The organism is Streptomonospora salina, from assembly GCF_014204715.1.
GTDB lineage: Bacteria > Actinomycetota > Actinomycetes > Streptosporangiales > Streptosporangiaceae > Streptomonospora > Streptomonospora salina.
Genome location: NZ_JACHLY010000001.1, coordinates 3498504 through 3519800, shown reverse-complemented (window position 1 = coordinate 3519800; position 21297 = coordinate 3498504). Strand labels below are relative to the sequence as shown.

At 71.5% G+C, this 21297-nt stretch carries 20 protein-coding genes; 12 read left to right on the top strand and 8 right to left on the bottom strand.

Annotation, left to right across the window (positions count from 1 at the left end; genetic code table 11):
• Window positions 1-103: 103 nt before the first annotated feature.
• Window positions 104-424 (bottom strand): ferredoxin, encoded by a 321-nt coding sequence (fdxA, locus tag HNR25_RS15980; protein WP_040269768.1) that lies wholly within the window; start codon window positions 422-424, stop codon window positions 104-106.
• Between the two features lie 173 nt (window positions 425-597).
• On the opposite strand from fdxA, the gene HNR25_RS27225 reads away from it, so the two are divergent.
• The 3 genes from HNR25_RS27225 to HNR25_RS15970 all read left to right on the top strand — a co-directional run bounded on the left by HNR25_RS27225 (window position 598) and on the right by HNR25_RS15970 (window position 3283).
• Window positions 598-861, top strand: a complete 264-nt coding sequence (locus HNR25_RS27225) for a putative acetyltransferase (RefSeq protein ID WP_425579740.1) — start codon at window positions 598-600, stop codon at window positions 859-861.
• A 44-nt stretch (window positions 862-905) separates the two neighbouring features.
• Window positions 906-2234: a hypothetical protein gene (locus HNR25_RS15975; protein WP_184636307.1), complete on the top strand. Its 1329-nt coding sequence runs from the start codon at window positions 906-908 to the stop codon at window positions 2232-2234.
• A 179-nt stretch (window positions 2235-2413) separates the two neighbouring features.
• The gene (locus HNR25_RS15970) at window positions 2414-3283 is read left to right on the top strand and encodes a site-2 protease family protein (RefSeq protein WP_184636305.1); all 870 of its coding nucleotides are present in this window, start codon (window positions 2414-2416) and stop codon (window positions 3281-3283) included.
• Window positions 3284-3311: 28 nt separating this feature from the next.
• Here the strand turns inward: HNR25_RS15970 and HNR25_RS15965 are convergent, their stop codons facing one another.
• Together HNR25_RS15965 and mshB are read right to left on the bottom strand one after the other, a co-directional pair.
• A complete protein-coding gene (locus HNR25_RS15965) occupies window positions 3312-3779 on the bottom strand; it encodes a hypothetical protein (RefSeq protein WP_184636303.1) in 468 nt (155 codons plus the stop codon).
• A 118-nt stretch (window positions 3780-3897) separates the two neighbouring features.
• On the bottom strand, window positions 3898-4761 hold the full coding sequence (mshB, locus tag HNR25_RS15960) for an N-acetyl-1-D-myo-inositol-2-amino-2-deoxy-alpha-D-glucopyranoside deacetylase (protein ID WP_184636302.1): 864 nt from the start codon (window positions 4759-4761) through the stop codon (window positions 3898-3900).
• Between the two features lie 119 nt (window positions 4762-4880).
• Here mshB and HNR25_RS15955 point away from each other — a divergent pair, with 119 nt between their 5' ends.
• From HNR25_RS15955 to HNR25_RS15935, 5 genes are all read left to right on the top strand, one after another.
• Window positions 4881-7103, top strand: a complete 2223-nt coding sequence (locus HNR25_RS15955; RefSeq protein ID WP_184636300.1) for a prolyl oligopeptidase family serine peptidase — start codon at window positions 4881-4883, stop codon at window positions 7101-7103.
• A gap of 493 nt (window positions 7104-7596) precedes the next feature.
• Window positions 7597-7989, top strand: a complete 393-nt coding sequence (locus HNR25_RS15950; protein WP_184636298.1) for a hypothetical protein — start codon at window positions 7597-7599, stop codon at window positions 7987-7989.
• 322 nt (window positions 7990-8311) lie between these two features.
• Window positions 8312-8692 (top strand): DUF3054 domain-containing protein, encoded by a 381-nt coding sequence (locus tag HNR25_RS15945; protein WP_184636296.1) that lies wholly within the window; start codon window positions 8312-8314, stop codon window positions 8690-8692.
• 363 nt (window positions 8693-9055) lie between these two features.
• Window positions 9056-9808 carry a class I SAM-dependent methyltransferase gene (locus HNR25_RS15940; protein WP_184636294.1) on the top strand — a complete coding sequence of 251 codons (753 nt, stop codon included), beginning with the start codon at window positions 9056-9058 and terminating at the stop codon, window positions 9806-9808.
• A 134-nt stretch (window positions 9809-9942) separates the two neighbouring features.
• Window positions 9943-10539: a TrmH family RNA methyltransferase gene (locus tag HNR25_RS15935; RefSeq protein WP_312862731.1), complete on the top strand. Its 597-nt coding sequence runs from the start codon at window positions 9943-9945 to the stop codon at window positions 10537-10539.
• A gap of 158 nt (window positions 10540-10697) precedes the next feature.
• Here the strand turns inward: HNR25_RS15935 and HNR25_RS15930 are convergent, their stop codons facing one another.
• From HNR25_RS15930 to HNR25_RS15920, 3 genes are read right to left on the bottom strand one after another with little or no spacing between them, the layout of a single operon-like run.
• Window positions 10698-11447, bottom strand: a complete 750-nt coding sequence (locus HNR25_RS15930; protein WP_184636290.1) for a succinate dehydrogenase/fumarate reductase iron-sulfur subunit — start codon at window positions 11445-11447, stop codon at window positions 10698-10700.
• Window positions 11444-13384, bottom strand: coding sequence for a fumarate reductase/succinate dehydrogenase flavoprotein subunit (locus HNR25_RS15925; RefSeq protein ID WP_184636288.1), 1941 nt, complete (start codon window positions 13382-13384; stop codon window positions 11444-11446). Before HNR25_RS15925 ends, HNR25_RS15930 begins: the two co-directional genes overlap by 4 nt.
• A complete protein-coding gene (locus HNR25_RS15920; protein ID WP_184636286.1) occupies window positions 13385-14086 on the bottom strand; it encodes a succinate dehydrogenase cytochrome b subunit in 702 nt (233 codons plus the stop codon). It abuts the gene before it with no gap.
• Window positions 14087-14165: 79 nt separating this feature from the next.
• Between HNR25_RS15920 and HNR25_RS15915 the strand changes: the two genes are divergently transcribed.
• From HNR25_RS15915 to HNR25_RS15900, 4 genes are all read left to right on the top strand, one after another.
• Window positions 14166-15110 carry a LysR family transcriptional regulator gene (locus HNR25_RS15915; protein ID WP_184636284.1) on the top strand — a complete coding sequence of 315 codons (945 nt, stop codon included), beginning with the start codon at window positions 14166-14168 and terminating at the stop codon, window positions 15108-15110.
• 371 nt (window positions 15111-15481) lie between these two features.
• On the top strand, window positions 15482-16300 hold the full coding sequence (gene sdhC / locus HNR25_RS15910; RefSeq protein ID WP_184636282.1) for a succinate dehydrogenase subunit SdhC: 819 nt from the start codon (window positions 15482-15484) through the stop codon (window positions 16298-16300).
• A 103-nt stretch (window positions 16301-16403) separates the two neighbouring features.
• Entirely contained in the window at window positions 16404-18341 is a 1938-nt protein-coding gene (locus HNR25_RS15905) for a fumarate reductase/succinate dehydrogenase flavoprotein subunit (protein ID WP_184636280.1), read from the top strand.
• Window positions 18341-19144 (top strand): succinate dehydrogenase/fumarate reductase iron-sulfur subunit, encoded by an 804-nt coding sequence (locus tag HNR25_RS15900; protein ID WP_184636278.1) that lies wholly within the window; start codon window positions 18341-18343, stop codon window positions 19142-19144. The genes HNR25_RS15905 and HNR25_RS15900 overlap by 1 nt, the downstream gene beginning before the upstream one ends.
• 106 nt (window positions 19145-19250) lie before the next feature.
• Here HNR25_RS15900 and HNR25_RS15895 read toward each other — a convergent pair whose 3' ends face one another.
• Together HNR25_RS15895 and HNR25_RS15890 are read right to left on the bottom strand one after the other, a co-directional pair.
• Complete coding sequence (locus HNR25_RS15895; protein WP_184636276.1) at window positions 19251-20837, bottom strand: polyamine aminopropyltransferase; 1587 nt, start codon at window positions 20835-20837, stop codon at window positions 19251-19253.
• Window positions 20837-21259, bottom strand: a complete 423-nt coding sequence (locus HNR25_RS15890; RefSeq protein WP_184636274.1) for a DUF350 domain-containing protein — start codon at window positions 21257-21259, stop codon at window positions 20837-20839. The genes HNR25_RS15895 and HNR25_RS15890 overlap by 1 nt, the downstream gene beginning before the upstream one ends.
• Between the last annotated feature and the right edge of the window lie 38 nt (window positions 21260-21297).

The following is a 21297-nucleotide window of genomic DNA, read 5'->3' as shown; positions in this document are numbered from 1 at the left end:
TGCGGGCTCACCGGCTGAAGCCGCTTTGAGCGTCCGCCCCGGCGGCGGACCCGCCGTGCGCGCCACCCCGGTCGCGAGCGCGCGCACGGCCTCGGTCCGCGCCTTATTCGGCTTGCGGAGGCAGCTTGGCGACCACCGAGTGGTCGGTGTCGAGCTGGCCGACCTTGGACGCGCCTCCCGGCGAGCCGATCTCGTCGAAGAACTCGACGTTGGCCTTGTAGTACTCCGACCACTGCTCGGGCAGGTCGTCCTCGTAGTAGATGGCCTCCACAGGGCACACCGGCTCGCAGGCGCCGCAGTCGACGCACTCGTCCGGGTGGATGTAGAGCATGCGCTTGCCCTCGTAGATGCAGTCGACGGGGCATTCCTCGATGCACCCCTTGTCGAGCACATCGACGCAGGGCTGCGCGATGACGTAAGTCACGTCGTACTCCTCCTCGGTCTTCGCCACGTTGACCGCGTGTAAGTGTCTTCGCTGTCACATAGCCTGGGCGATGCCGGAGAGCCCGGAGCGGAACCGCCGGGCATCTGACACACGATTCGCACTATCCAGTATTGCGTCTACCGAGCGTTCTTACGTAATTGGGGGTCGATCCCGTGGACTCCGCACCGCGCTTGAGTGCCGAGCTGACTCCCCACGACGTCGGGCGGCGCGCCAACGTGCGCCTACGGCTCCCCGGCGGGGGATTCCAGGATATCGTCGGAGTCCTGGAGTCCTGGCAGGACGGCCTGCTGCGGCTCCGCCGGCGCGACGGGAGTGTGACTGAAGTCACTGCCGACGACGTCGCGGGGAGCCGTATCGTGCCGCAGCAACCACCCACACGCAGGCGCGGGTCCGGCAGGCCGCCGACGGACGGCTAAGCGCCCGCCGCTGATGTCGAAGGGGGAGGTGGCGAGTTCACGCCATGCAGGAGACCGTCGCTTCCGCCCTCGCCCAGCTCGCCCGCGCGGACTCCCGCGCGGCCCGGATCGCCGAGACCGCACTGTCGACCCTGACCGACGGCCGCAACCTCGAAGCGCTCACCCAGCACTCCGTCCAGGAGTTCTGCTGGTTCGTGCTGCCGGCGCGCTTCTCCACCGACTCCGCCGAGCACCACTTCGCGGCGCGGTCGCTGGGCCGGCTGTTCAGCCTGCTGGGGTTGGACCGCTACGCCGCCATCTGCACCTCCGGCGTCACCCGCGAGATCCTGGAGAACCACCGGGTCAGCCACGACTCCGGCCGCCAGGCCTACCGCCGGGCGATGCGCGCCTCGGGTGTCGAACCGCCCGACCTTCCCGAGCTGACCTGGGGCAGCACACTGGGCTCCGCCGAGATCTCCGCGTACCAGGCCACCGCCGCGTCGCTGGAGCTGGCCGTCGCGCTGGACGAACTGCGGCCGGGCACCCCGTCCTGGCGCAACGCCCAGCAGCAGCAGACCCGGGCGTTTCTGACCCAGCCCGACTCCCAGGGCCGCAGCAGGCTCGACCGGGTCCGCGAGGAGCGTGTACGCGCGTGGCTCTCCTCGCCCTCCCACCCCCACCGCCAGCGGCTGTGGCCGCTGCTGGGCCAACTGATCAGCGGCGCCGAGACCCCGCCTGACGCCGCCGCCGTGCTGGCGCCGGTGGTGCGGCTGCTCGACTATGCCGACGACGGCATCGGGCTCACCCAGATCGGCTACATCTCGCCCAGCGTGGTGCGCGAGCTGTGCGCGGAGTTCGACTGGGAGACCTCGCCGTCGCCGCCCCGCAGCGAAACCGACTCCACTCAGCTCATCGCGCTGCACAAGCTGCTGCGCACCATGCGGGCGGTACGCCGGTCGGGCCGCCGACTGGTACTCACGCGGCGCGGGCGGCGGCTGCACGGCGACACCGAGGCGCTGTGGCGCGCCGTCGCCGAAAGCGTGCTGGACACCGACGGTTTCGCCCAGGCCGCCACCGAGACCCTGCTGGGGCTGCTGCTGTCGCTGTCGTCGCGCTCGACGGGCAACCACGCCCGCGACACCTGCACCGACATCGCCGAGGAGGCCCGCCTGGTGCTGGCCGACGCCGGATGGGGCAGCGACGGCCGACTGCCCGACACCCAGCAGGTCGGCTCGGTGCTGATCACCGTCACCTGGCTGTTGGAGACCCTGGGCTTGGTCGTCGGCGGCGACCTGCTGGGCGAAGGCGGCAGCCGCCAGTTGACCAAGGCCGGCCACGCGTTCTCACTGACCTCCATGCACCTGTCGGCGACCACTCCCCCGACCTCGCTGTAGACACGAGCCCGGGCGCACCCGGCGCGGGTCCCCCGCGGGCCGCGTCCGGAGCGGACGGGGCCGGTGCACGGTCCGCGCCGAGTGCCCATAGCCTGGGGACGCCGCCGCCGATCCCCCGCGCACCGCGGGTGCGCACGGATACGGATGCTGTGACCCGTCTTCCCACGAGCTGGAGCACCATGTCCGCGCCTGAACCCACCGACCGGGACGAAGCGGCCGCGCAGGGGCCCGACGCCGCGGGGGACTCCGGCGGCCGGGGGACGGCCCGCGGCATCGCCGACCTGATGCCCAGCCCGTTCTTCGTGCTGCTACTGGGGATCGCCGGGCTGGCGGGCTGGTTCTCCTGGACCCGGGCCGAGGTCGACTGGACCGGTGACGACTCCACCGTCTACCTGCCGTTCGTATTCATCCTCGCCGGGTGGATCGTCTCGCTGGCCCTGCACGAGTACGGCCACGCCGTGCTCGCCTACCGCTTCGGCGACCGGTCCCTGCGCGGCAGCGCCTACCTGCGGCTCAACCCGTTCGGTTTCCGGGAGCTGTTCGCGGGTCTGCTGATGCCGGTGGCCTTCGTCCTCCTGGGCGGAGTCGGCCTGACCGGACCGGCCACCTACCTGGACCCCTCCGCCGTACCGGGCAGGGGCCGGCGCAGCCTCGTGGCCGCCGCCGGAATCGCCGTCAACCTGGCGGTGGCCGCGGCCACCGCCGCAACCGTCGCGGTCCTGGTTCCCGCCGACATGTACACCGACAACTGGATGCTCGGCGGACTGATGTACCTGTGCTACCTCAACGTCACGGCGGCGCTGGTCAACGTGCTGCCGATCCCCGGCCTGGACGGGTTCGGCGTCATCGCGCCGCACCTTCCGGGCGACGCGGAGAAGCGCATGCGCCCGTGGGGCGTGTTCGGCGTCATCGCGGTCTTCGCCCTGCTGTGGGTTCCGCAGGTCAACGTCGAGGTGCCCGGGGTGCTGATGCAGGTGTTCGCCGGACTGGGGATGCCGCAGATCGACGTCGGATTCGGCGAGGTACTGCTGCGGTTCTGGGCATCGTGACCCGGCGGCCGGAGCGTGCGGGCCCCGGTCAGCCGGGCTCAGTCAGGACGACGGCGACGCCTACCGCGGTGAGGCCGCCGAAGAGGTAGCAGTAGTCGATCGCGGTCGAGGTCAGCACCATGTCTCCGCCGGAGGTCACCGCGATGAGGGCGAACACCGATCCGCCCCAGCCGATCGCCGGCAGGCCCGCCCCCAACCGCGAACCCATCCCCCAGCCCGCCGCCCGGCATCCGGTGAAGAGCACGGCCAGCAGGACCGGCAGCGCGACCGCGGCCACCGCCTGCCCTGCCGCGCCCGCGCGCCACAGATAGGACAGCCACCCGGCCGCGACCGTGCCGCCGAGTCCGGCGGCGACCCCGGCGGCGAGCAGCACCGCATACCCCAGAGCGGTGACGACGGGATCGGCGAAGCGGGCGGCCGCCGACGCGCGGCGCGGGGGTCCGCCGGCGGCCGCCGGCGCCTGCGGCGGGGGAGGCGGATGCTGAGGTGGGGACACGGCGGTGCTTCCTTCCGGTGTCGTGGGGGCGGCGGACGCGGGGCGGTCGCGGATTCCGGCGGGCTGCGGCCGCGCCGGCTCCGCCGGACGCGCGTCGCGTCTCCGGGGCGGCGGGGCTTCAGGCGAACAGGTCGGTCTCGACGCCCTCGGGTCCGCGCCGCCGCGCCGCGGCTCCCCCGATCTGGGTGAAGTACTCGACCGCCCGGATCTCCTGGGCGACGCCGTTGGACAGCGCGAACAGCTCGCCCTCGACGCTGATCTGGGTGGCGTGTGCGCGCATCGCCAGGGCCTTCGCCGCCCAGTGCGCCGACGCGTCGATGCGGGCCGTGACGAGTCCGTCGGGCGTGCCCGGCGCGATGTCGCCGGTCTCCTGCGGCGCGGTGAAGGGCCCGGGGCCGCGCTGCAGGCGCTCGACCGACTCCTCCAGCACCGACCGGGGCTGGGCGATCGCGTAGAGCTTGCGGGTCTGCCACGGCGTTCCCGGAAGGGCGCGCTCGGCGGCCTTCTCGAATGCGCGCACGGTCACGCGGTGGGCCTGGACGTGGTCGGGGTGGCCGTACCCGCCGTTGTCGTCGTAGGTGACGACGACGTGCGGGCGCACCTCGCGGATCGTCGACGCGAGCAGGTGCGCCGCATCCTCGACGTCGGCCTGCCAGAAGCAGCCGGGGTGGTCGTTGGTGGCCGCGCCCATCATCCCGGAGTCGCGGTAGCGGCCCGGACCGCCGAGGAATCGGTGGTCGCGCACCCCCAGCGCCAGGCAGGCCTTGTCGAGCTCGCCGATCCGGTGCGCACCGAGCGTGTCGTCGCGGTCGGACCCCAGGTGCGCGAGCCCGGGCGGGATGATCTCGCCCTCGTCGCCGCGCGTGCAGGTCACCAGGGTGACCTCGGCGCCCTCGGCGGCGTATTTGGCCATGGTGGCGCCGGTGACGATGCTCTCGTCGTCGGGATGGGCGTGCACCAGCAGCAATCGCCGATCTTTCATGGTGGGGACGATACCCCGGCCGGGTCTGCGGACACGGCATCGCGCGCCGCCCCGGCCGCGACGCCGGGCGTCCTCGGCGGCGTCCGCGGCAGGCGCGGCCGATACGCCACAATCGACCTATGAGTTTTCCCCGGCAACAGGCCCGCACTCGGCGGTTCACCATCGGTGTCCCGCGCGCGTTCCAGATCTCCCCGGACGGCCGGCGCATGGCGTTCCTGCGCGGCAGGGACGGCGAAGACGCCGCGACCTGCTTGTGGATACGCGACGCCGACAGCGGGCACGAGCGCGTCGCGGCCGACCCGCGCACCGTCGGAACCGGCGACGAGGACCTGCCCGCCGAGGAGCGCGCCCGCCGCGAACGGCTGCGCGAGACCGGCGGCGGCATCGTCTCCTACACGGTCGACGCCGCGTTCTCCCGCGCCGCTTTCACGCTGTCGGGACGGCTGTACACGGTCGACCTGAACGCCGGCGGCGCGCCGCGCGAGGTCGCCGACGCGGTCGCGCCCGTGGTCGACCCCGCGATCTCGCCGCAGGGCGGGGCGGCGGCCTACGTCAGCGGCGGTGCGCTGCACGTCGTCGGATTGGACGGCGGCGGCGACCGCGTACTGGCCGAACCGGACGGCGACGACGTCACCTGGGGCCTGGCGGAGTTCATCGCCGCCGAGGAGATGAGCCGGTACCGGGGGCTGTGGTGGGCCCCCGACGGTTCGGCGCTGCTCGCGGCGCGCGTGGACGACGCACCCGTCGACCGGTGGACCATCAGCGACCCCGCCAACCCCGGCGCCGCTGCGCAGACCACGGCCTACCCCGCGGCGGGCACCGGCGACGCCGACGTGCGTCTGGCGGTGCTCAGCCTGGACGGCGACGGAGCGGCCGAGCCGCGCTGGATCGATTGGGACCGCGCGGCGCTGCCCTACCTGGCCCGTGCGGGCTGGACCGGGGGCGGCGGTGCGGCCGGGTCGGCCGAGGACTCCGGTGCGCCGGAGGTGGTATTCACCGCCCAGAGCCGCGACCAGCGCACGCTCGTTCTGATGCGCGCCGACGCGGGCACCGGGCGGGTGCGGCGGGAGCGCACCGAGACCGACCCCGCCTGGGTCGAGATCATGCCGGGGGTTCCCGCCTTCACCGCCGGCGGCGAGACGGTGTGGATCGGCGGCGGCGAGCGGGACGCCCACCGCGTGCTGCTGGTCGGCGGCCGCGAGGCGGGCCCCGCCGACGGCTGCTACCTGCGGTCGGTCGCCGACGTCGACGGCGACCGGGTGCTCTACTCGGCCTCGCCGGCCGGTTCGCCCGGCGAGGTCGGCTTGTGGCTGCTGGACACCCGAACAGGCGCAACCGCGCGTGTCGACGCGCCGGAGACGGCCGGGGGCGGGTCCGGGGGCGGTGTGGTCGCGGGCCGGCTCCGCGGCGGCACCCTGGTGCTGCAGCGCCGCGACATGGACAGCTACGGCGTGCGCACCGTGGTGCTCACCGGTGTCGGCGTCGGCGCCGACGGCGGCACCGTGGCGGCCGAGGAGTCCGGCGGCGTCGACAGCTACGCACAGGTGCCCGACCTCCCCCGTCCCGACGTCCGGTTCTGGGCGGCGGGCGAGCGGCGGATCCCCGCGGCGCTGGTGCTGCCGTCCTGGTACGACCCCGATTCGCATGTGCGCCTGCCGGTGCTGATGGACCCCTACGGCGGTCCGCACGCCCAGCGCGTAGTGCGGAGCCGTTCGGCGTATTCGACCTCGCAGTGGTTCGCCGACCAGGGGTTCGCGGTGCTGATCGCCGACGGGCGCGGCACGCCCGGCGTCGGCGTCGAGTGGGAGCGGGCGGTCCACGGCGACCTGGCGGCTCCGGTGCTGGAGGACCAGGTCGCGGCGCTGCACGACGCGGCGGCGCGCTTCGGATGCCTGGATCTGGACCGGGTGGCGATCCGCGGCTGGTCCTTCGGCGGCTTCCTGGCGGCTCTGGCCGTGCTGCGCCGCCCCGAGGTCTTCCACGCGGCGGTGGCGGGGGCTCCGGTCACCGACTGGCACCTGTACGACACGCACTACACCGAGCGCTACCTGGGCACCCCGCAGCAGCGGCCCGACGCCTACGTCCGCTCCTCGGCGCTGGAGGGCTGGGCCGATCCCGCGCGGCCGCTGATGCTCATCCACGGTCTGGCCGACGACAACGTCGTGTTCGCCCACACCCAGCGGCTGTCCTCGGCGCTGCTGGCGGCAGGGCGTCCGCACTCGGTGCTGCCGCTGTCGGGCATCACCCACATGGCTTCGGAGGAGACGACGGCCGAGAATCTCCTCCTGCTCCAGGTGGAGTTCCTGCACCGGTCGCTGGGGGCGCACCGGTCCGAGGGGTGACGGGGCCGGCACCCGCCGTACGGGCGGGAGCCGGCCGCAGGCGCGGCGCCGGCACCGGACGGCCGGCGGCCGCCATAGGGATCGCGAACGTCGCATGGGACCGACTTCGGTTGACATACAATGGTGACCGGATCCGGCCACTCACGCGGCCGCAAGCTACGGTGTGCGACCGGTCCTGGCAGGCCCCCGCAACCGCAGGGTTCCGCGGCCACGGGGCGCGTCCGGCCCGTTCACCGGCCCCCGGGACACGCGGAGGCCCCTACGCCGCGGCGCCGTTCGCGACGCCGGGTGATGCCGCGACCGCCGGGGCGACCTGTCGCACCGGGCGCCGATGACCTATGGTTTCCCGACGCTCACCGACGGTCGGTGAGCAGGCGCGGCGGCCCTGTGTCCCTCTCCTTTGCGTGCGGCCGCCGGCCGATGGCCGGGTCCCCGCTGAGCCCCCGCTCTTCGGCGGGGACCCGCCTTCTTCCGCGAGCCTGAAAGAGCAGCAGTGCGCCAATCCTTCTGCACCTGGGCACTCGGCACCGCGGCCGTCGCCGTAGGACTGGTCCTCGGCGGCGCCGCGTCGACCGCCCAGAACACCGCCGTACCCCAAGACATCGTCGTCTCCGCGGAGTCCGCAGGAGGCGCCGGTTCCGCGGCCGCGGCGCCGCCGAGGGGTTCCGATACGGCCCGGTCCCCGGCTCCCGCTCCGGAACCGGTCCCGCACGCCGCTCCGCTCCGCATCCGCCTCGCCGGTTCCGTCGCCGACGACCGCCCGGAGTCCGGCAGCACCGGGCCGGCGGGCGCCGCGACCCCGGACGAGCGCTCCCCCGCGAAACGCGAGAACCCCCGCGGCTTCGCCGATCCGGTCGCCACCGGGGTTCGGCTCGGCCCTCCCTAGCGGCTAGGCTGCCGCTGAAGCTCGTCGGTATGCAACGAAAGCCGGGAACGGCCCGAATTGTCGCGGACGCGCCGCAGAGAGCACCGCATCCGGTGGTCGCGCGGCATCCGCCTTCCCTCCGGCGGCTCCACCAGCACTCCGGCGCCGACAAGGGCGTCGGAGTCTCGCGCATCGCTACGCCCGGGTGCGCGAGGCCGGCCGGCGTCTCCCATCCGCATCCATTCCCCGAGAACGCCGGCCGGCTCCCCCGAGGGGTATAGCGACCCGCTCCGCGCCGCCGCGCCCCGGCCGCAGCGCAGCGCTCCGTTCCTAGACTGTGACCATGCGCTTCGCCCTCTCCGCGTTCCTCGCCGATGCCGTCTGCGTCCTCGCCTTCGTGGTGATCGGACGCGCCGACCACGCGGAGGGGCTGACGCCGGCCGGGGTGGCACTCACCCTCTGGCCCTTCGCCGCCGCGCTCGTCGGGGGATGGCTGGCGACGCTTCCGTGGCGGCCGTGGCGCACGCCGAAGAACCTACTGACGACCGGCTGGATCGTGTGGTTGGTAACGGTCTGCGGAGGGATGCAACTGCGCGACGCCGCAGGCGACGGCACCCCGTTCGCGTTCTTCCTCGTGACGGCGGCCTTCCTGGGCGTCACGCTGCTGGGCTGGCGCGGTCTCGCACTGCTCGCCGCGGCGCGCCGGCGCGCCGCGGCCGAGTAGGGCAAGCGGCTCCTCCGTTCGGCTCCCCGGCCTTCCGGTCTCCCCGGCACGGCCGACGGGAGGACCCCCGGCATGTCAGGACGGCGCCCGCCCCGGCGAGCCGTCTTCCGTGAACCCGGTATACGCGCCCGCCCCGGTTGCACCCGCCGACGCGCCGACGAAGCCGCGCGACACCGGTTCGTCGTCGGGAACTCGCCCCAGCGACTGGACGTTCAGGCTATACTCAGGATATACACAGGGTCCTCACAGGTTTCGCCTCCGGTCGTTCCGAATCCGTACATGGGACCGGTCCCGCGGGTCCACGGCCGATCCGCCGCCGCGGACGCGAAACGCTGGCACATCGACGACCGGGAGAGGTATCCGATGCCCAAACCGACCGGCGCCATCAACAAGTACGGCCACCTGGAGGAGTACACCCCGGAAGACATCGCCGCCGGCGCGCACCGCAAGCGCGTCGGGGCCTACTGGGACGAGATCGGGAAGCTCCAGTTCGACTTCCTGGTCAAGCAGGGCCTCACGCCCGGATCCACGCTTCTCGACGTGGGCTGCGGATCGCTGCGCGGCGGGATCCACTTCATCCGCTACCTGGACCAGGGCAACTACTACGGCGTCGACGTCGACCCGGCGCTGGTGAAGGCCGGCCTGGAGTACGAGCTGCCCTCCGCGGGGCTGAGCGACCGCCTGCCCGAGGAGAACCTGCGCGTCACCACGCGGTTCAACGCCGACTTCGGCGTGAAGTTCGACTTCGCCCTCGCCCAGTCGGTGTTCACGCACCTGCCGCTGAACCACATCCGGCTGTGCCTGTTCCGCGTCGCCAAGGTCATGCCGCCCGGCGGACGGTTCTTCGCCACCTACTTCGAGGCCCCCGCCGACGAGCCGTTCGACAAGCCGTTCAAGAAGCGCTACCCGGAGCAGGACCCGTTCCAGTACCGGCCCTACGAGATGGAGTGGGCGGCCAACGTGGCCGGCTGGAAATTCCGCAACATCGGCGACTGGGGCCACCCCCGCGGCCAGCGGATGGCCGAGTACCGCCGGGTCGCGTCGCCCCGCACCACCGTCCAGCGCGTGCGCCGCAAGGCCAAGCGCATGGTGGGCGGCGTCCGGTCGCGCGCCTGAAACCCCTGGGACGGGCGGACCCGGTGCGCCTCTAAGCTGGGGGCGTGACCGACCAGGCCCTTCCCGACCCGTCGACGCCCGACCCGTCGGCCCCCGCCTCCGCAGACGGATCCGCCGACCGCGGCCGGGTCGGCGTGGGCCCGTGGCAGGGCCCCTGGCCCGAGGGCGAGCACTACGACCCCGAACTGCTGGCCGAAGGCGACCGGCGCAACGTCGTCGACCGCTACCGGTACTGGCGGCGCGACGCCATCGTCGCCGACCTCGACACCACGCGGCACCCCTTCCACGTGGCCGTGGAGAACTGGGACCACGACTTCAACATCGGATCCGTGGTGCGCACGGCCAACGCCTTCGCCGCCGAGGCCGTGCACGTGGTGGGGCGGCGCCGCTGGAACCGCCGCGGGGCCATGGTCACCGAGCGCTACCAGCACGTGCACCACCACCCCGACAGTGCCGGCCTGGTCGCCTGGGCCCAGGAGCGCGGTCTCCCGCTGATCGGGATCGACAACCTTCCCGGGGCGGTGCCGCTGGAGACCTGCCCCCTGCCGCGCGCGTGCGTGCTGGTCTTCGGCCAAGAGGGGCCGGGGCTGTCCGACGAGGTCCGGGCGGTGTGCGAACCGGTGCTGTCCATCGGGCAGTACGGCTCCACCCGGTCGATCAACGCGGGAGCGGCGGCCGCCGTCGCCATGCACGCCTGGATCCGCGCCCACGTCTTCCACCAGCGCCCCTGACGCGCGACCGCACGCGCCCCGCCCCCGGAAACGCCTCAGGGCCGCCCCGCGGTACGGGACGGCCCTGACGGTGGACACCGGATCCGCCGGCCCGGCGGTGCCGACGGTTCGCCCGCCCGGCCGCCGGACCACCGGCCGCCGGTCGTCCGGCTACTCCGCTACTCGGCCGAACCGCTGGACAGCGAGCCCAGAAGGTCGCGGTTGAGCTGGGAGATCGTGTCCAGCGGGATGCCCTTGGGGCAGACCGCGGCGCACTCGCCGATGTTGGTGCAGCCGCCGAAGTCCTCCTCGTCGTGCTGGTTCACCATCTGGATGACGCGGGCCTCCCGCTCGGGCTGGCCCTGCGGGACCATGCCCAGGTGGGTGACCTTCGCCGCGGTGAACAGCATGCCCGAGGCGTTGGGGCAGGCGGCCACGCACGCGCCGCAGCCGATGCAGGTGGCGGCGTCGAAGGCGCGGTCGGCGTCGGCCTTGGGCACCGGGCTGGCGTGGGCGTCGGGCGCGGTGCCGGTCGGCGCGCTGATGTAGCCGCCGGCCTGGATGATCCGGTCGAAGGAACCGCGGTCCACGACCAGGTCCTTGATCACCGGGAACGCCTTGGCCCGCCACGGCTCCACGGTGATGGTGTCGCCGTCGGAGAAGCTGCGCATATGCAGCTGGCAGGTGGTGGTGGTCTCGGGACCGTGGGCCTCGCCGTCGATGACCACGCCGCAGGCGCCGCAGATGCCCTCGCGGCAGTCGTGGTCGAAGGCCACCGGCTCCTCGCCCTCGAGGATGAGGTTCTCGTTGAGGACGTCGAGCATCTCCAGGAAGGACATGTCCGGCGACACGTCCTCCACCTTGTAGGTGACCATCCGACCCTTGTCGTCGGGGCCCTTCTGGCGCCACACGCGCAGGGTGATGTTCACTTGTAGCTCCGCTGCTTCATCTCGACGTATTCGTACTCCAGGGGCTCCTTGCGCAGGACGGGCGGCTCGCCCGTCCCGCCGAACTCCCATGCGGCGACGTAGGCGAACTCGTCGTCGTGGCGGAGCGCCTCGCCGTCCTCGGTCTGGCTCTCGGAGCGGAAGTGGCCGCCGCAGGACTCCCTGCGGTGGAGTGCGTCGATGCACATCAGTTCGGCCAGCTCGAAGAAGTCGGCCACGCGTCCGGCCTTCTCCAGCGACTGGTTCAGCTCCTCGTTCGCGCCCAGCACGCGGACGTTCTGCCAGAACTCCTCGCGCAGCTCGCGGATGCGCTCGACGGCCTTGCGCAGGCCCTCTTCGTTGCGCTCCATGCCGCAGTAGTCCCACATGATGTGGCCGAGCTCCTTGTGGAAGGAGTCCACGGTGCGGTCGCCGTTGATGGACAGCAGCTTGTCGATGCGCGCGCGCACCGCTTCGGCCGCCTCCTTGGCCTCGGGCGTGTTCTCGTCGACCTCGTCGAAGGGGCCGGCGGAGAGGTAGTCGTTGATGGTGTTGGGCAGCACGAAGTAGCCGTCGGCCAGGCCCTGCATGAGGGCGCTGGCGCCCAGGCGGTTGGCGCCGTGGTCGGAGAAGTTGGCTTCGCCGGTCACGAACAGCCCCGGAATGGAGCTCTGCAGGTCGTAGTCGACCCACAGCCCGCCCATCGTGTAGTGCACGGCGGGGTAGATGCGCATCGGAACCTCGTAGGGGTTCTCGCCGGTGATGCGCTGGTACATGTCGAAGAGGTTGCCGTACTTGGCCTCGACGGCGGGGCGGCCCAGGCGCTTGATCGCGTCGGCGAAGTCCAGGTAGACGCCGAGCCCGCCGGGGCCGACGCCACGCCCTTCGTCGCAGACGTTCTTGGCGGCGCGCGAGGCGATGTCGCGCGGCACCAGGTTGCCGAAAGCGGGGTAGATGCGCTCCAGGTAGTAGTCGCGCTCTCCCTCGGGGATCTCGCGCGGGTCGCGGCTGTCGCCGGCATCGTTGGGCACCCAGATGCGGCCGTCGTTGCGCAGCGACTCGCTCATCAGCGTCAGCTTGGACTGGTAGTCGCCGCTGACGGGGATGCAGGTGGGGTGGATCTGGGTGTAGCAGGGGTTGGCGAAGTGCGCGCCCTTGCGGTGGGCCCGCCAGGTCGCGGTGACGTTGCACCCCATGGCGTTGGTCGACAGGTAGAAGACGTTGCCGTACCCGCCGGAGGAGAGCACCACGGCGTCGGCGAAGTGGGTCTCGATCTCGCCGGTGACCATGTCGCGGGCGACGATGCCCCGCGCGCGGCCGTCGACGACGATCAGCTCCAGCATCTCGTGCCGGGTGTTCATCTCCACGGTGCCGGCCTGCACCTGGCGCTCCAGAGCCTGGTAGGCGCCGATGAGCAGCTGCTGGCCGGTCTGGCCGCGGGCGTAGAAGGTGCGCGAGACCTGGACGCCGCCGAAGGAGCGGTTGTCGAGCAGCCCGCCGTACTCGCGCGCGAACGGCACGCCCTGGGCCACGCACTGGTCGATGATCTCGACGCTGACCTGGGAGAGCCGGTAGACGTTGGACTCGCGCGAGCGGAAGTCGCCGCCCTTGACCGTGTCGTAGAACAGCCGGTGGATGCTGTCGCCGTCGTTGCGGTAGTTCTTGGCGGCGTTGATGCCGCCCTGGGCCGCGATGCTGTGGGCGCGCCGCGGGCTGTCCTGGTAGCAGAAGGACTTCACCTGGTAGCCGGCTTCGCCCATGGTGGCCGCGGCCGAGGCTCCGGCCAGGCCGGTACCGACGACGATGACCGACAGCTTGCGGCGGTTGGCGGGGTTGACGAGCTTCGCGGAGAAGCGGCGCTTGTCCCACCGCTCGGCGACGGGCCCCGCGGGCGCCTTCTCGTCGCGGATCTCGTCGCCTTCGATGTAGAGGTCCTTCATTTAAGTCACCAGCCCGAAAGTCACAGAGAGCGGCGTGAGCAGGAAGCCGATCGTCAGGGCCGCCGCGATCACCGTCGCGATGATGTTCAGCGAGCGCTGCCGGCTCTGCCGATTGGCCCCCAGCGTCGTCAGCGCGCTCCAGATGCCGTGCCGCAGGTGGAAGCCCACGGCGATGACGGCGGCGACGTAGAAGAGGGTGACGTACCAGAACTCCGGCTGGAAGCCGGTGACCATCCGCTCGTAGGGGCTCTCGGAGCGCCCGCCGGGGTGGATGGTGTTGGTCGTCAGATGCAGCACGTGGAACACCGTGAACAGCGCGATCAGGATCCCGCCGTACCGCATGGTGTAGGAGGAGTAGCTCCGCTGCACACGCTTGGTCACCTGGTAGCGAACCGGGCGGGCACGGGCGGCCCGCCGCCACAGCGCGACCGCCGCGTAGATGTGGATGAGGACGCTCGCCAGCAGCACGACGCGCATGATCCACAGGAAGCCGCCGTGGGGCAGCATGGGTTCGCCCAGCTCACGCAGGTGGTGGGAGTAGGTGTCGAAGGCCTCCTGGCCCGCGAACGCGTTCAAGTTGCCGTACATGTGCGCGATCAGGAAGAGCACGAGGATCACACCGGTGACCGCCATCGCGGACTTGAGGGCCACCGTGGAGCCGAGTGCCTCCGATCGCTGTCTGGTCAGGGTACTGTTCGCCACAGCTCGTCACTTTAAGTCTTGATAAAGAAGAACGTCTAAGTCATCAGAGTGCTGGTGTCGATAGCCCTACGCTATGGCCATGCAGTTTCAGCAGCTGGAGTACTTCCTCGCGGTGGCCGAGACGCGCCATTTCACCCGCGCAGCCGAGGTTGCACACGTCGCACAGCCGAGTCTGAGCCGACAGATCCGCAACCTGGAAGAGGAGCTCGGCGCGTCGCTGTTCAGCCGGGCCAGGGGAAATATCACACTCACACCCGCCGGCGAGGCGCTGCTGCCGCTGGCCCAGCGGATCGTCGCCGACATGGAGACGGCGCGCCACGAGGTGCAGGAACTGGCCGGCATGCGCCGAGGGCGGCTGCGGCTGGGCGCCACGCCCTCGCTGTGCGCGGGGCTGCTCGCCGAGGCGCTGGCGGGCTTCCACGACCGCTTCCCCGGGGTCCACCTCCAGGTCGAGGAGAGCGGATCGCGCGACCTCATCCGCGCGCTGGGCCGTGGCGAACTGGATCTGGCGCTGATCATCCTGCCCCTGCAGAGCAGCGACCCCGCGTTCGCGACCACGCCGATCCTGCGGGAGAACCTGGTGGTGGTGCACGCGGCCGACGCGCCGCCGCCCACCCAGGGCGCGTCGATGCGCATGACCGAGCTGCGCGACCGGCCGCTGGTGATGTTCCGGCACGGCTACGACGTCCGCGAAGCGACCCTGCACGCCTGCCGTACCGCAGGCTTCGAGCCCCGGCTGGCCGTGGAGGGCGGCGAGATGGACGCGGTGCTGCGCTTCGTCGAAGCCGGCCTGGGCATCGCGGTGGTGCCCAGCATGGTGCTGAAGAACCGGCCCGGCCTGCGCGGCACCCCGCTGGCACAGCCGCGGCTCCTGCGCACGATCGCGCTGGCCCACCGCAAGGACGTCGACCCCACGCACACGGCGCGGGCGTTCCGCCGCCACCTCATGGCCTACCTGACCCACCTCACGCGCGACGAGCTGGGTGAGGACCTGGAGGTCATCGCGTCGCTGCACGACGACTGACGCGGCGGACCCCGGCGGCCCCGGCGAACCGCACCACCCCGACAATTCGATAAGTTGTCTTCATGAAGGCTCGACTTAGTTTCGCATAACAGTCATAGCGGGCATAAATCTTCATTTACCCCGATGGGAACATAAACCCCATACACCTCATTCCATCGCATTCCCGCACAAAAGCTCGGACACTGAACGAGTCAGTGGCATTTTTCACATTCAATTCGCGCAATTTCCGAGCTGAATTTGTGATCGACGCCACCTAATGTGGCACCCCTGACCCGTCCGCACTGCCTGAGCAAACGGCTGCGGGAGCGGCCCGCGCGCCCCGCGCTCCGCCATCGCCGGGGCCGCCCGCGCCGAGATGGAGACCCTGCGACATGACATCGACGCTTCCCCCGCCGGAGCCGGCCGGGCTCGCGCGCCCCCGTATCCGGGCCCGGACCCTGCGCACCGACCGCTGGTGGTCCGGACCGGCGTGGACCGTGCTGGGCCTGACGGCCTTCCTGGTCTACGGCCTTGTACGCGTACTGCAGCAGGACCACTACTGGGTGGCCGACTACGGATACCTGACACCGTTCTACTCGCCGTGCGTATCGGCCTCGTGCATTCCGGAATCGGCGCATTTCGGCACCCTGCCCTGGGAGTTCCCCTGGTTCCTGCCCTATGCGCTGTTCAGCCTGCCGTTCCTGCTGCTGTTCCGGTTCACCTGCTACTACTACCGCAAGGCCTATTACCGGTCGTTCTGGCAGGCCCCCACCGCCTGCGCCGTACGCGAGCCCCACGGGCGCTACACCGGCGAGGCCCGATTCCCGATGATCGGGCAGAACCTGCACCGCTACTTCTTCTACGCCGCCGTGGCCATCTCGCTCGTCAACACCTACGACGCGGTGCTCGCGCTGTTCCACGGCAGCGACGGCGGTTTCGGACTCGGGCTCGGCAACCTCGTCCTGTTCACCAACGTCGTGCTGCTGTGGCTCTACACGCTCAGCTGCCACTCCTGCCGGCACGTCTTCGGCGGCCGGCTCAAGAGCTTCGGCGGCCGGCCCGTGCGCTACTGGCTGTGGACGCGGATCAGCAGGCTCAACACCCGCCACATGCTGTGGGCCTGGATCACGCTGGGCACGCTCGTGCTGACCGACCTCTACGTCGCGCTGGTGGCCGGCGGCACCATCGCCGACCCGCGGATCTTCAACTAGGCCCGGCGGCACCGCACCGCAGCAAGCACCCCCACCGCGGGTACCCGGCGCACCGCACCGCACACGGCGGAATCCGGTACCGGCGCAACCGAAAGTCAGGAAGATGTCCGAGACAACACGGCACAGCTACGACGTCGTCGTGATCGGGGCCGGCGGCGCCGGCCTGCGCGCCGCGATCGAGGCGCGCGAACAGGGCAAGAAGACCGCCGTCATCTCGAAATCGCTGTTCGGCAAGGCCCACACCGTCATGGCCGAAGGCGGCGCCGCCGCGTCGCTGGGCAACGTCAACAGCAGCGACAGCTGGCAGACGCACTTCCGCGACACCGTCCGCGGCGGCAAGTTCATGAACAGCCCCCGCATGGCCGAGCTGCACGCCCAGGAAGCGCCGCACCGCATCAAGGAGCTGGAGTACTGGGGCGCGCTGTTCGACCGCACGGCCCAGGGCCGCATCAGCCAGCGCAACTTCGGCGGGCACGAGTACCCGCGCTTGGCCCACGTCGGCGACCGCACCGGCCTGGAGATGATCCGCACCCTGCAGCAGCGCGTGGTGCAGCTGCAGCAGGCCGACGCCGCCGAATACGGCCACCCCGAGGCCATGCTGCGGGTCTTCGCCGAGACCACCGTCACCGAACTGCTGCTGGAAGGCGAACCCGGCCAGGAGGGCAGCTGCGTCTCCGGCGCCTACGGCTACGTCCGCGAAACCGGGGACCTGCTGGTGTTCGAGGCCCCCGCTGTCGTCCTCGCCACCGGCGGCATCGGCCGCTCCTTCAAGGTCACCTCCAACTCCTGGGAGTACACCGGCGACGGCCACGCCCTGGCGCTGCGGGCCGGGGCGAGGCTGCTGAACATGGAGTTCGTGCAGTTCCACCCGACCGGCATGGTCTGGCCGCCGTCGGTGAACGGCATCCTGGTCACCGAGTCGGTGCGCGGCGACGGCGGTGTGCTGCGCAACTCCGAGGGCCGGAGGTTCATGTTCGACTACGTGCCCGACGTGTTCCGCGAACACTACGCCCAGACCGAGGACGAGGCCGACGGCTGGTACGCCGACCCCGCCGGGCACCGGCGCCCGCCCGAGCTGCTGCCCCGCGACGAAGTGGCGCGGGCCATCAACAACGAGGTCAAGGAAGGGCGCGGCTCTCCGCACGGCGGGGTCTTCCTGGACGTGTCCACCCGGCTTCCCGCCGAGGAGATCATGCGGCGGCTGCCGTCGATGCACCACCAGTTCAAGGAACTGGCCGACGTCGACATCACGGCCGGGCCGATGGAGGTCGGGCCCACCTGCCACTACGTGATGGGCGGCGTCGACGTCGACCCCGACACCGGCGCCTCGGCCGTGCCCGGACTGTTCGCCTCGGGCGAGGTGGCCGGCGGCATGCACGGCTCCAACCGGTTGGGCGGCAACTCGCTGTCGGACCTGCTGGTGTTCGGCCGACGCTGCGGCCTCGGCGCCGCCGCCTACCTGGACGGGCTCGGCGACGAGCGGCCCGCCACCGACCCCGCCGTGATCGACCGGCTGGGGCGCGAAGCCGCCGCCCCGTTCGAGCGCAAGGCGGGCGAGAACCCCTACGGGCTCCAGCAGGAGATCCAGCAGATCATGAACGACCTCGTCGGGATCATCCGGCGCGGCACCGAGATCGAGCAGGCGCTGGAGGCACTGGACAAGCTGCGCGAACGTGTCGCCGAGGTGCGCGCGGAGGGCGGCACGATCTACAACCCCGGCTGGCACCTGAGCTTGGATCTGCGCAACATGCTGCTGGTCTCCGAGGCCGTCGCCAAGGCCGCCCTGGAACGCGAGGAGTCGCGCGGCGGCCACACCCGCGACGACTTCCCCGCGATGTCGGCCGAGTGGCGGCGGGTGAACCTGGTCGTTTCGCTGCGGGAGGGGCGCATCCGTCTGGACCGCCGGCCGCTCGACCCGCTGCGCCCGGACCTGATGGAGCTGTTCGACCGCGACGAGCTCGGCAAATACCTCACCGAGGAGGAGCTGCCGCCGGCGAACCGGTCCGACGGCCCCGACACCGCGAAGGAGGACGACAACTGATGACCAAGCGGACGTTCCACGTGTGGCGCGGCGGCGGCGACGACGGCGGCCTGACCCGATACGAGGTCGAAGCCAACGAAGGCGAGGTCGTTCTCGACGTCCTGCACCGCCTCCAGGCCACCCAGTGTCCCGACCTGGCCGTGCGCTGGAACTGCAAGGCCGGCAAGTGCGGCTCGTGCTCGATGGAGATCAACGGCCGCCCGCAGCTGTCCTGCATGGCCCGGATGAGCAGCTTCGAACCGGACCAGAGCATCACGGTCACCCCCATGCGCACCTTCCCGGTGATCCGCGACCTGGTGTGCGACGTGTCCTTCAATTACCAGAAGGCGCGCGAGATCCCCTCGTTCACCCCGCCCGAGGGCTCCGAACCCGGCGACTTCCGGATGTCCCAGGCCGATGTGCAGCGCTCCCAGGAGTTCCGCAAGTGCATCGAGTGCTTCCTGTGCCAGGACGTGTGCCACGTCATCCGCGACCACGAGGAGAACAAGGAGGCGTTCTCCGGTCCCCGGTACCTGATGCGCGCCGCGGAGCTGGAGCTGCACCCCGAGGACACCGCCGACCGCCGCAGCATCGCCCAGGAGGAGTTCGGTCTGGGCTACTGCAACATCACCAAGTGCTGCACCGACGTCTGCCCGGAGAACATCGCCATCACCGACAACGCGCTCATCCCGCTCAAGGAGCGCGTGGCCGACCGCCAGTACGACCCGGTGGTGTGGCTGGGGTCCAAGATCGGCCTGCGCACCGGCGCCGACACGCCTCTCCCGCCCAACACCCGCACCCCCGCGTCGGCTCCGGAGCGGTAAGCGGCCCGGGGCCGCCCCGCGCAGGGGCGGCTCCGGGGCGGGGCGCCGGGTTCCGGTCTCCGAGGTCCGGTCTCCGGGCGGCGGTCCGCTCCCCCGGCCCTGCGCCCTAGTAGCCCTCCCAGGCGCCGCGCTCGTAGTCCAGCATGCGGGGCCGCAGCAGCGTGGAAGGTTCCGATCCGGTGGGTCGGCGGTCCTTCGGGAAGGACTGGGCGGCGCGCAGCGTGGCGCCGTCGAGGAACCGCAGCGGCGGATGGTCCTCGGGAAGCGCCACGTCGGGTTTCCCGCGCTCGTCGGGGACGGCCAGGAAGAACCCCCAGTCGCCGAAGCTCGGCACGTCCACGTGGTAGCCGGCGGTGCTCCAGCCCGCCTCGCGCAGCCCGGCGCGCACGCCCCAATAGGCCTCCGGCGCGAAGTACGGCGACCCGGCCTGCACGGCCATGCGGCCGTCCTCGGCCAGGGCGCGCCGGGCCAGCGTGTAGAACTCGGTGGAGTACAGCTTGGCCGTCCCGGTGTCGTCGGGGTCGGGCATGTCGACCAGGACGACGTCGAAGCGGCGGGCGTTGTCCCGCAGCCAGGTGAAGGCGTCGGCGTTGACGACGTCGACGCGCCGGTCGGCCAGAGCGTCGTCGTTGAGCTCGCGGAGCTCGGGCATCGTGCGCGCCAGCCGGGTCACCGCGGGGTCGAGGTCGACGAGGGTGACGGACTCGACGTCGCTGTAGCCGGCGAGTTCGCGCACCCCCAGCCCGTCGCCGCCGCCCAGAACGAGCACGTCGCCGTGCGGGCCGTTCATCGCCGGGTGGACCAGCGACTCGTGGTAGCGGTACTCGTCCAGCGAGCTGAACTGCAGGTCCCCGTTGAGGAACAGCCGGGTGTCGGCGCCCGAGACCTTCTGCGTGACCACGATCTGCTGGTACTCCGACCGCTGCGCGTGCACGACCGGGTCGCGGTAGAGCGCCTGACGGGCGCTCACCTCGAACCGGCCGGACAGCGCGAACGACGCCGCCAGCACCGCCAGGACCACGACCAGGCCGACGGCGGGCAGAATCCGGCCGCGCGGCGACAGCGACCCGCGGAACAGCCACAGCACTACCCACACGCCCACCACGGCGTTCAGCGCTCCCACCACCAGCGCGCCCTTGAGCAGCCCGAACACGGGCAGCAGCGCGAACGGGAACGCCAGGCCGCCCAGGAGGCCGCCCACGTAGTCGGCGGCGAACATGTCCGCCGCCGCGTCGGCGGCCTCCTGGCGGCGGATGCGCTGGATCAGCGTCATCAGCAGCGGGATCTCCGCGCCGATGAGCGCGCCGATGAGCGAGGCCAGCAGTACCATCGCCGGCTGGTACAGCGAGAACCAGGCGAAGGCGGAGTACAGCACCAGCACCGACAGCCCGCCGACGAGCGACAGCGTCCCCTCGATGATGGCGAACCAGAACGCCGGGCGGTCGGTGAGCCGCTTGGACAGCACCGAGCCGACGCCCATCGCGAACACCATCACCGACAGCACGACCGAGGCCTGCACGACGGTATCGCCCAGCAGGTAGCTGCCGAGCGCGACCAGGGCGAGCTCGTAGACGAGGCCGCACGCGGCGCACACGAACACCGCGAACAGCACCAGTAGGCGCGCCAGCCGGGGCCGCACCGGCAGCCGGGGGCCGCTGTCGATCGGGGCCGCGGAATCGTCCACGGCGGTCATCAGGAGATGGCCGCGGCGACCATGAGTGCGATGGCCAGATGGGCGGAGGCGTTGACCCACACCGCGGGGTGGGACTCGCTGCTGGTGAGCACCTCGCCGAGCTTGCCCGGCGTCAACATGTCGATCAGCACGAACGACAGCGCCATCAGGACGAGGCCGACGATGCCGTAGGCGGCGGCGCTCGCCAGGCCGATCGCCAGGGCGCCGGTGCTGATGTAGATGGCCGTGGCCACGACGACGGCCACACCCAGCAGGTTGGAGGCCACCAGCAGTGCGGCGTTGCGGTTGCGCTGCACCCACACGAGTTCGTGCAGCTTGCCGGGGGTCAGGACATCGACGATCAGGTAGCCGAGCACCATGAGCACGATGCCGAGGACACCGTAGGCCAGGCTGGCGCCCGATTCGTAGAGGAGGACGGACATGCTGATTCCTTGTCTACTGCGACGGTCGGGGGTGGTGG

What these genes read in the sequence shown, in the direction of transcription:
- HNR25_RS15975 (WP_184636307.1), top strand. Translation starts at nt 906, where the DNA reads ATGCAGGAGACCGTCGCTTCCGCCCTCGCCCAGCTCGCCCGCGCGGAC.
- HNR25_RS15970 (WP_184636305.1), top strand. Translation starts at nt 2,414, where the DNA reads ATGTCCGCGCCTGAACCCACCGACCGGGACGAAGCGGCCGCGCAGGGG.
- mshB (WP_184636302.1), bottom strand. Translation starts at nt 4,761, where the DNA reads ATGAAAGATCGGCGATTGCTGCTGGTGCACGCCCATCCCGACGACGAG.
- HNR25_RS15955 (WP_184636300.1), top strand. Translation starts at nt 4,881, where the DNA reads ATGAGTTTTCCCCGGCAACAGGCCCGCACTCGGCGGTTCACCATCGGT.
- HNR25_RS15945 (WP_184636296.1), top strand. Translation starts at nt 8,312, where the DNA reads ATGCGCTTCGCCCTCTCCGCGTTCCTCGCCGATGCCGTCTGCGTCCTC.
- HNR25_RS15940 (WP_184636294.1), top strand. Translation starts at nt 9,056, where the DNA reads ATGCCCAAACCGACCGGCGCCATCAACAAGTACGGCCACCTGGAGGAG.
- HNR25_RS15925 (WP_184636288.1), bottom strand. Translation starts at nt 13,384, where the DNA reads ATGAAGGACCTCTACATCGAAGGCGACGAGATCCGCGACGAGAAGGCG.
- HNR25_RS15915 (WP_184636284.1), top strand. Translation starts at nt 14,166, where the DNA reads ATGCAGTTTCAGCAGCTGGAGTACTTCCTCGCGGTGGCCGAGACGCGC.
- sdhC (WP_184636282.1), top strand. Translation starts at nt 15,482, where the DNA reads ATGACATCGACGCTTCCCCCGCCGGAGCCGGCCGGGCTCGCGCGCCCC.
- HNR25_RS15905 (WP_184636280.1), top strand. Translation starts at nt 16,404, where the DNA reads ATGTCCGAGACAACACGGCACAGCTACGACGTCGTCGTGATCGGGGCC.
- HNR25_RS15900 (WP_184636278.1), top strand. Translation starts at nt 18,341, where the DNA reads ATGACCAAGCGGACGTTCCACGTGTGGCGCGGCGGCGGCGACGACGGC.
- HNR25_RS15895 (WP_184636276.1), bottom strand. Translation starts at nt 20,837, where the DNA reads ATGACCGCCGTGGACGATTCCGCGGCCCCGATCGACAGCGGCCCCCGG.
- HNR25_RS15890 (WP_184636274.1), bottom strand. Translation starts at nt 21,259, where the DNA reads ATGTCCGTCCTCCTCTACGAATCGGGCGCCAGCCTGGCCTACGGTGTC.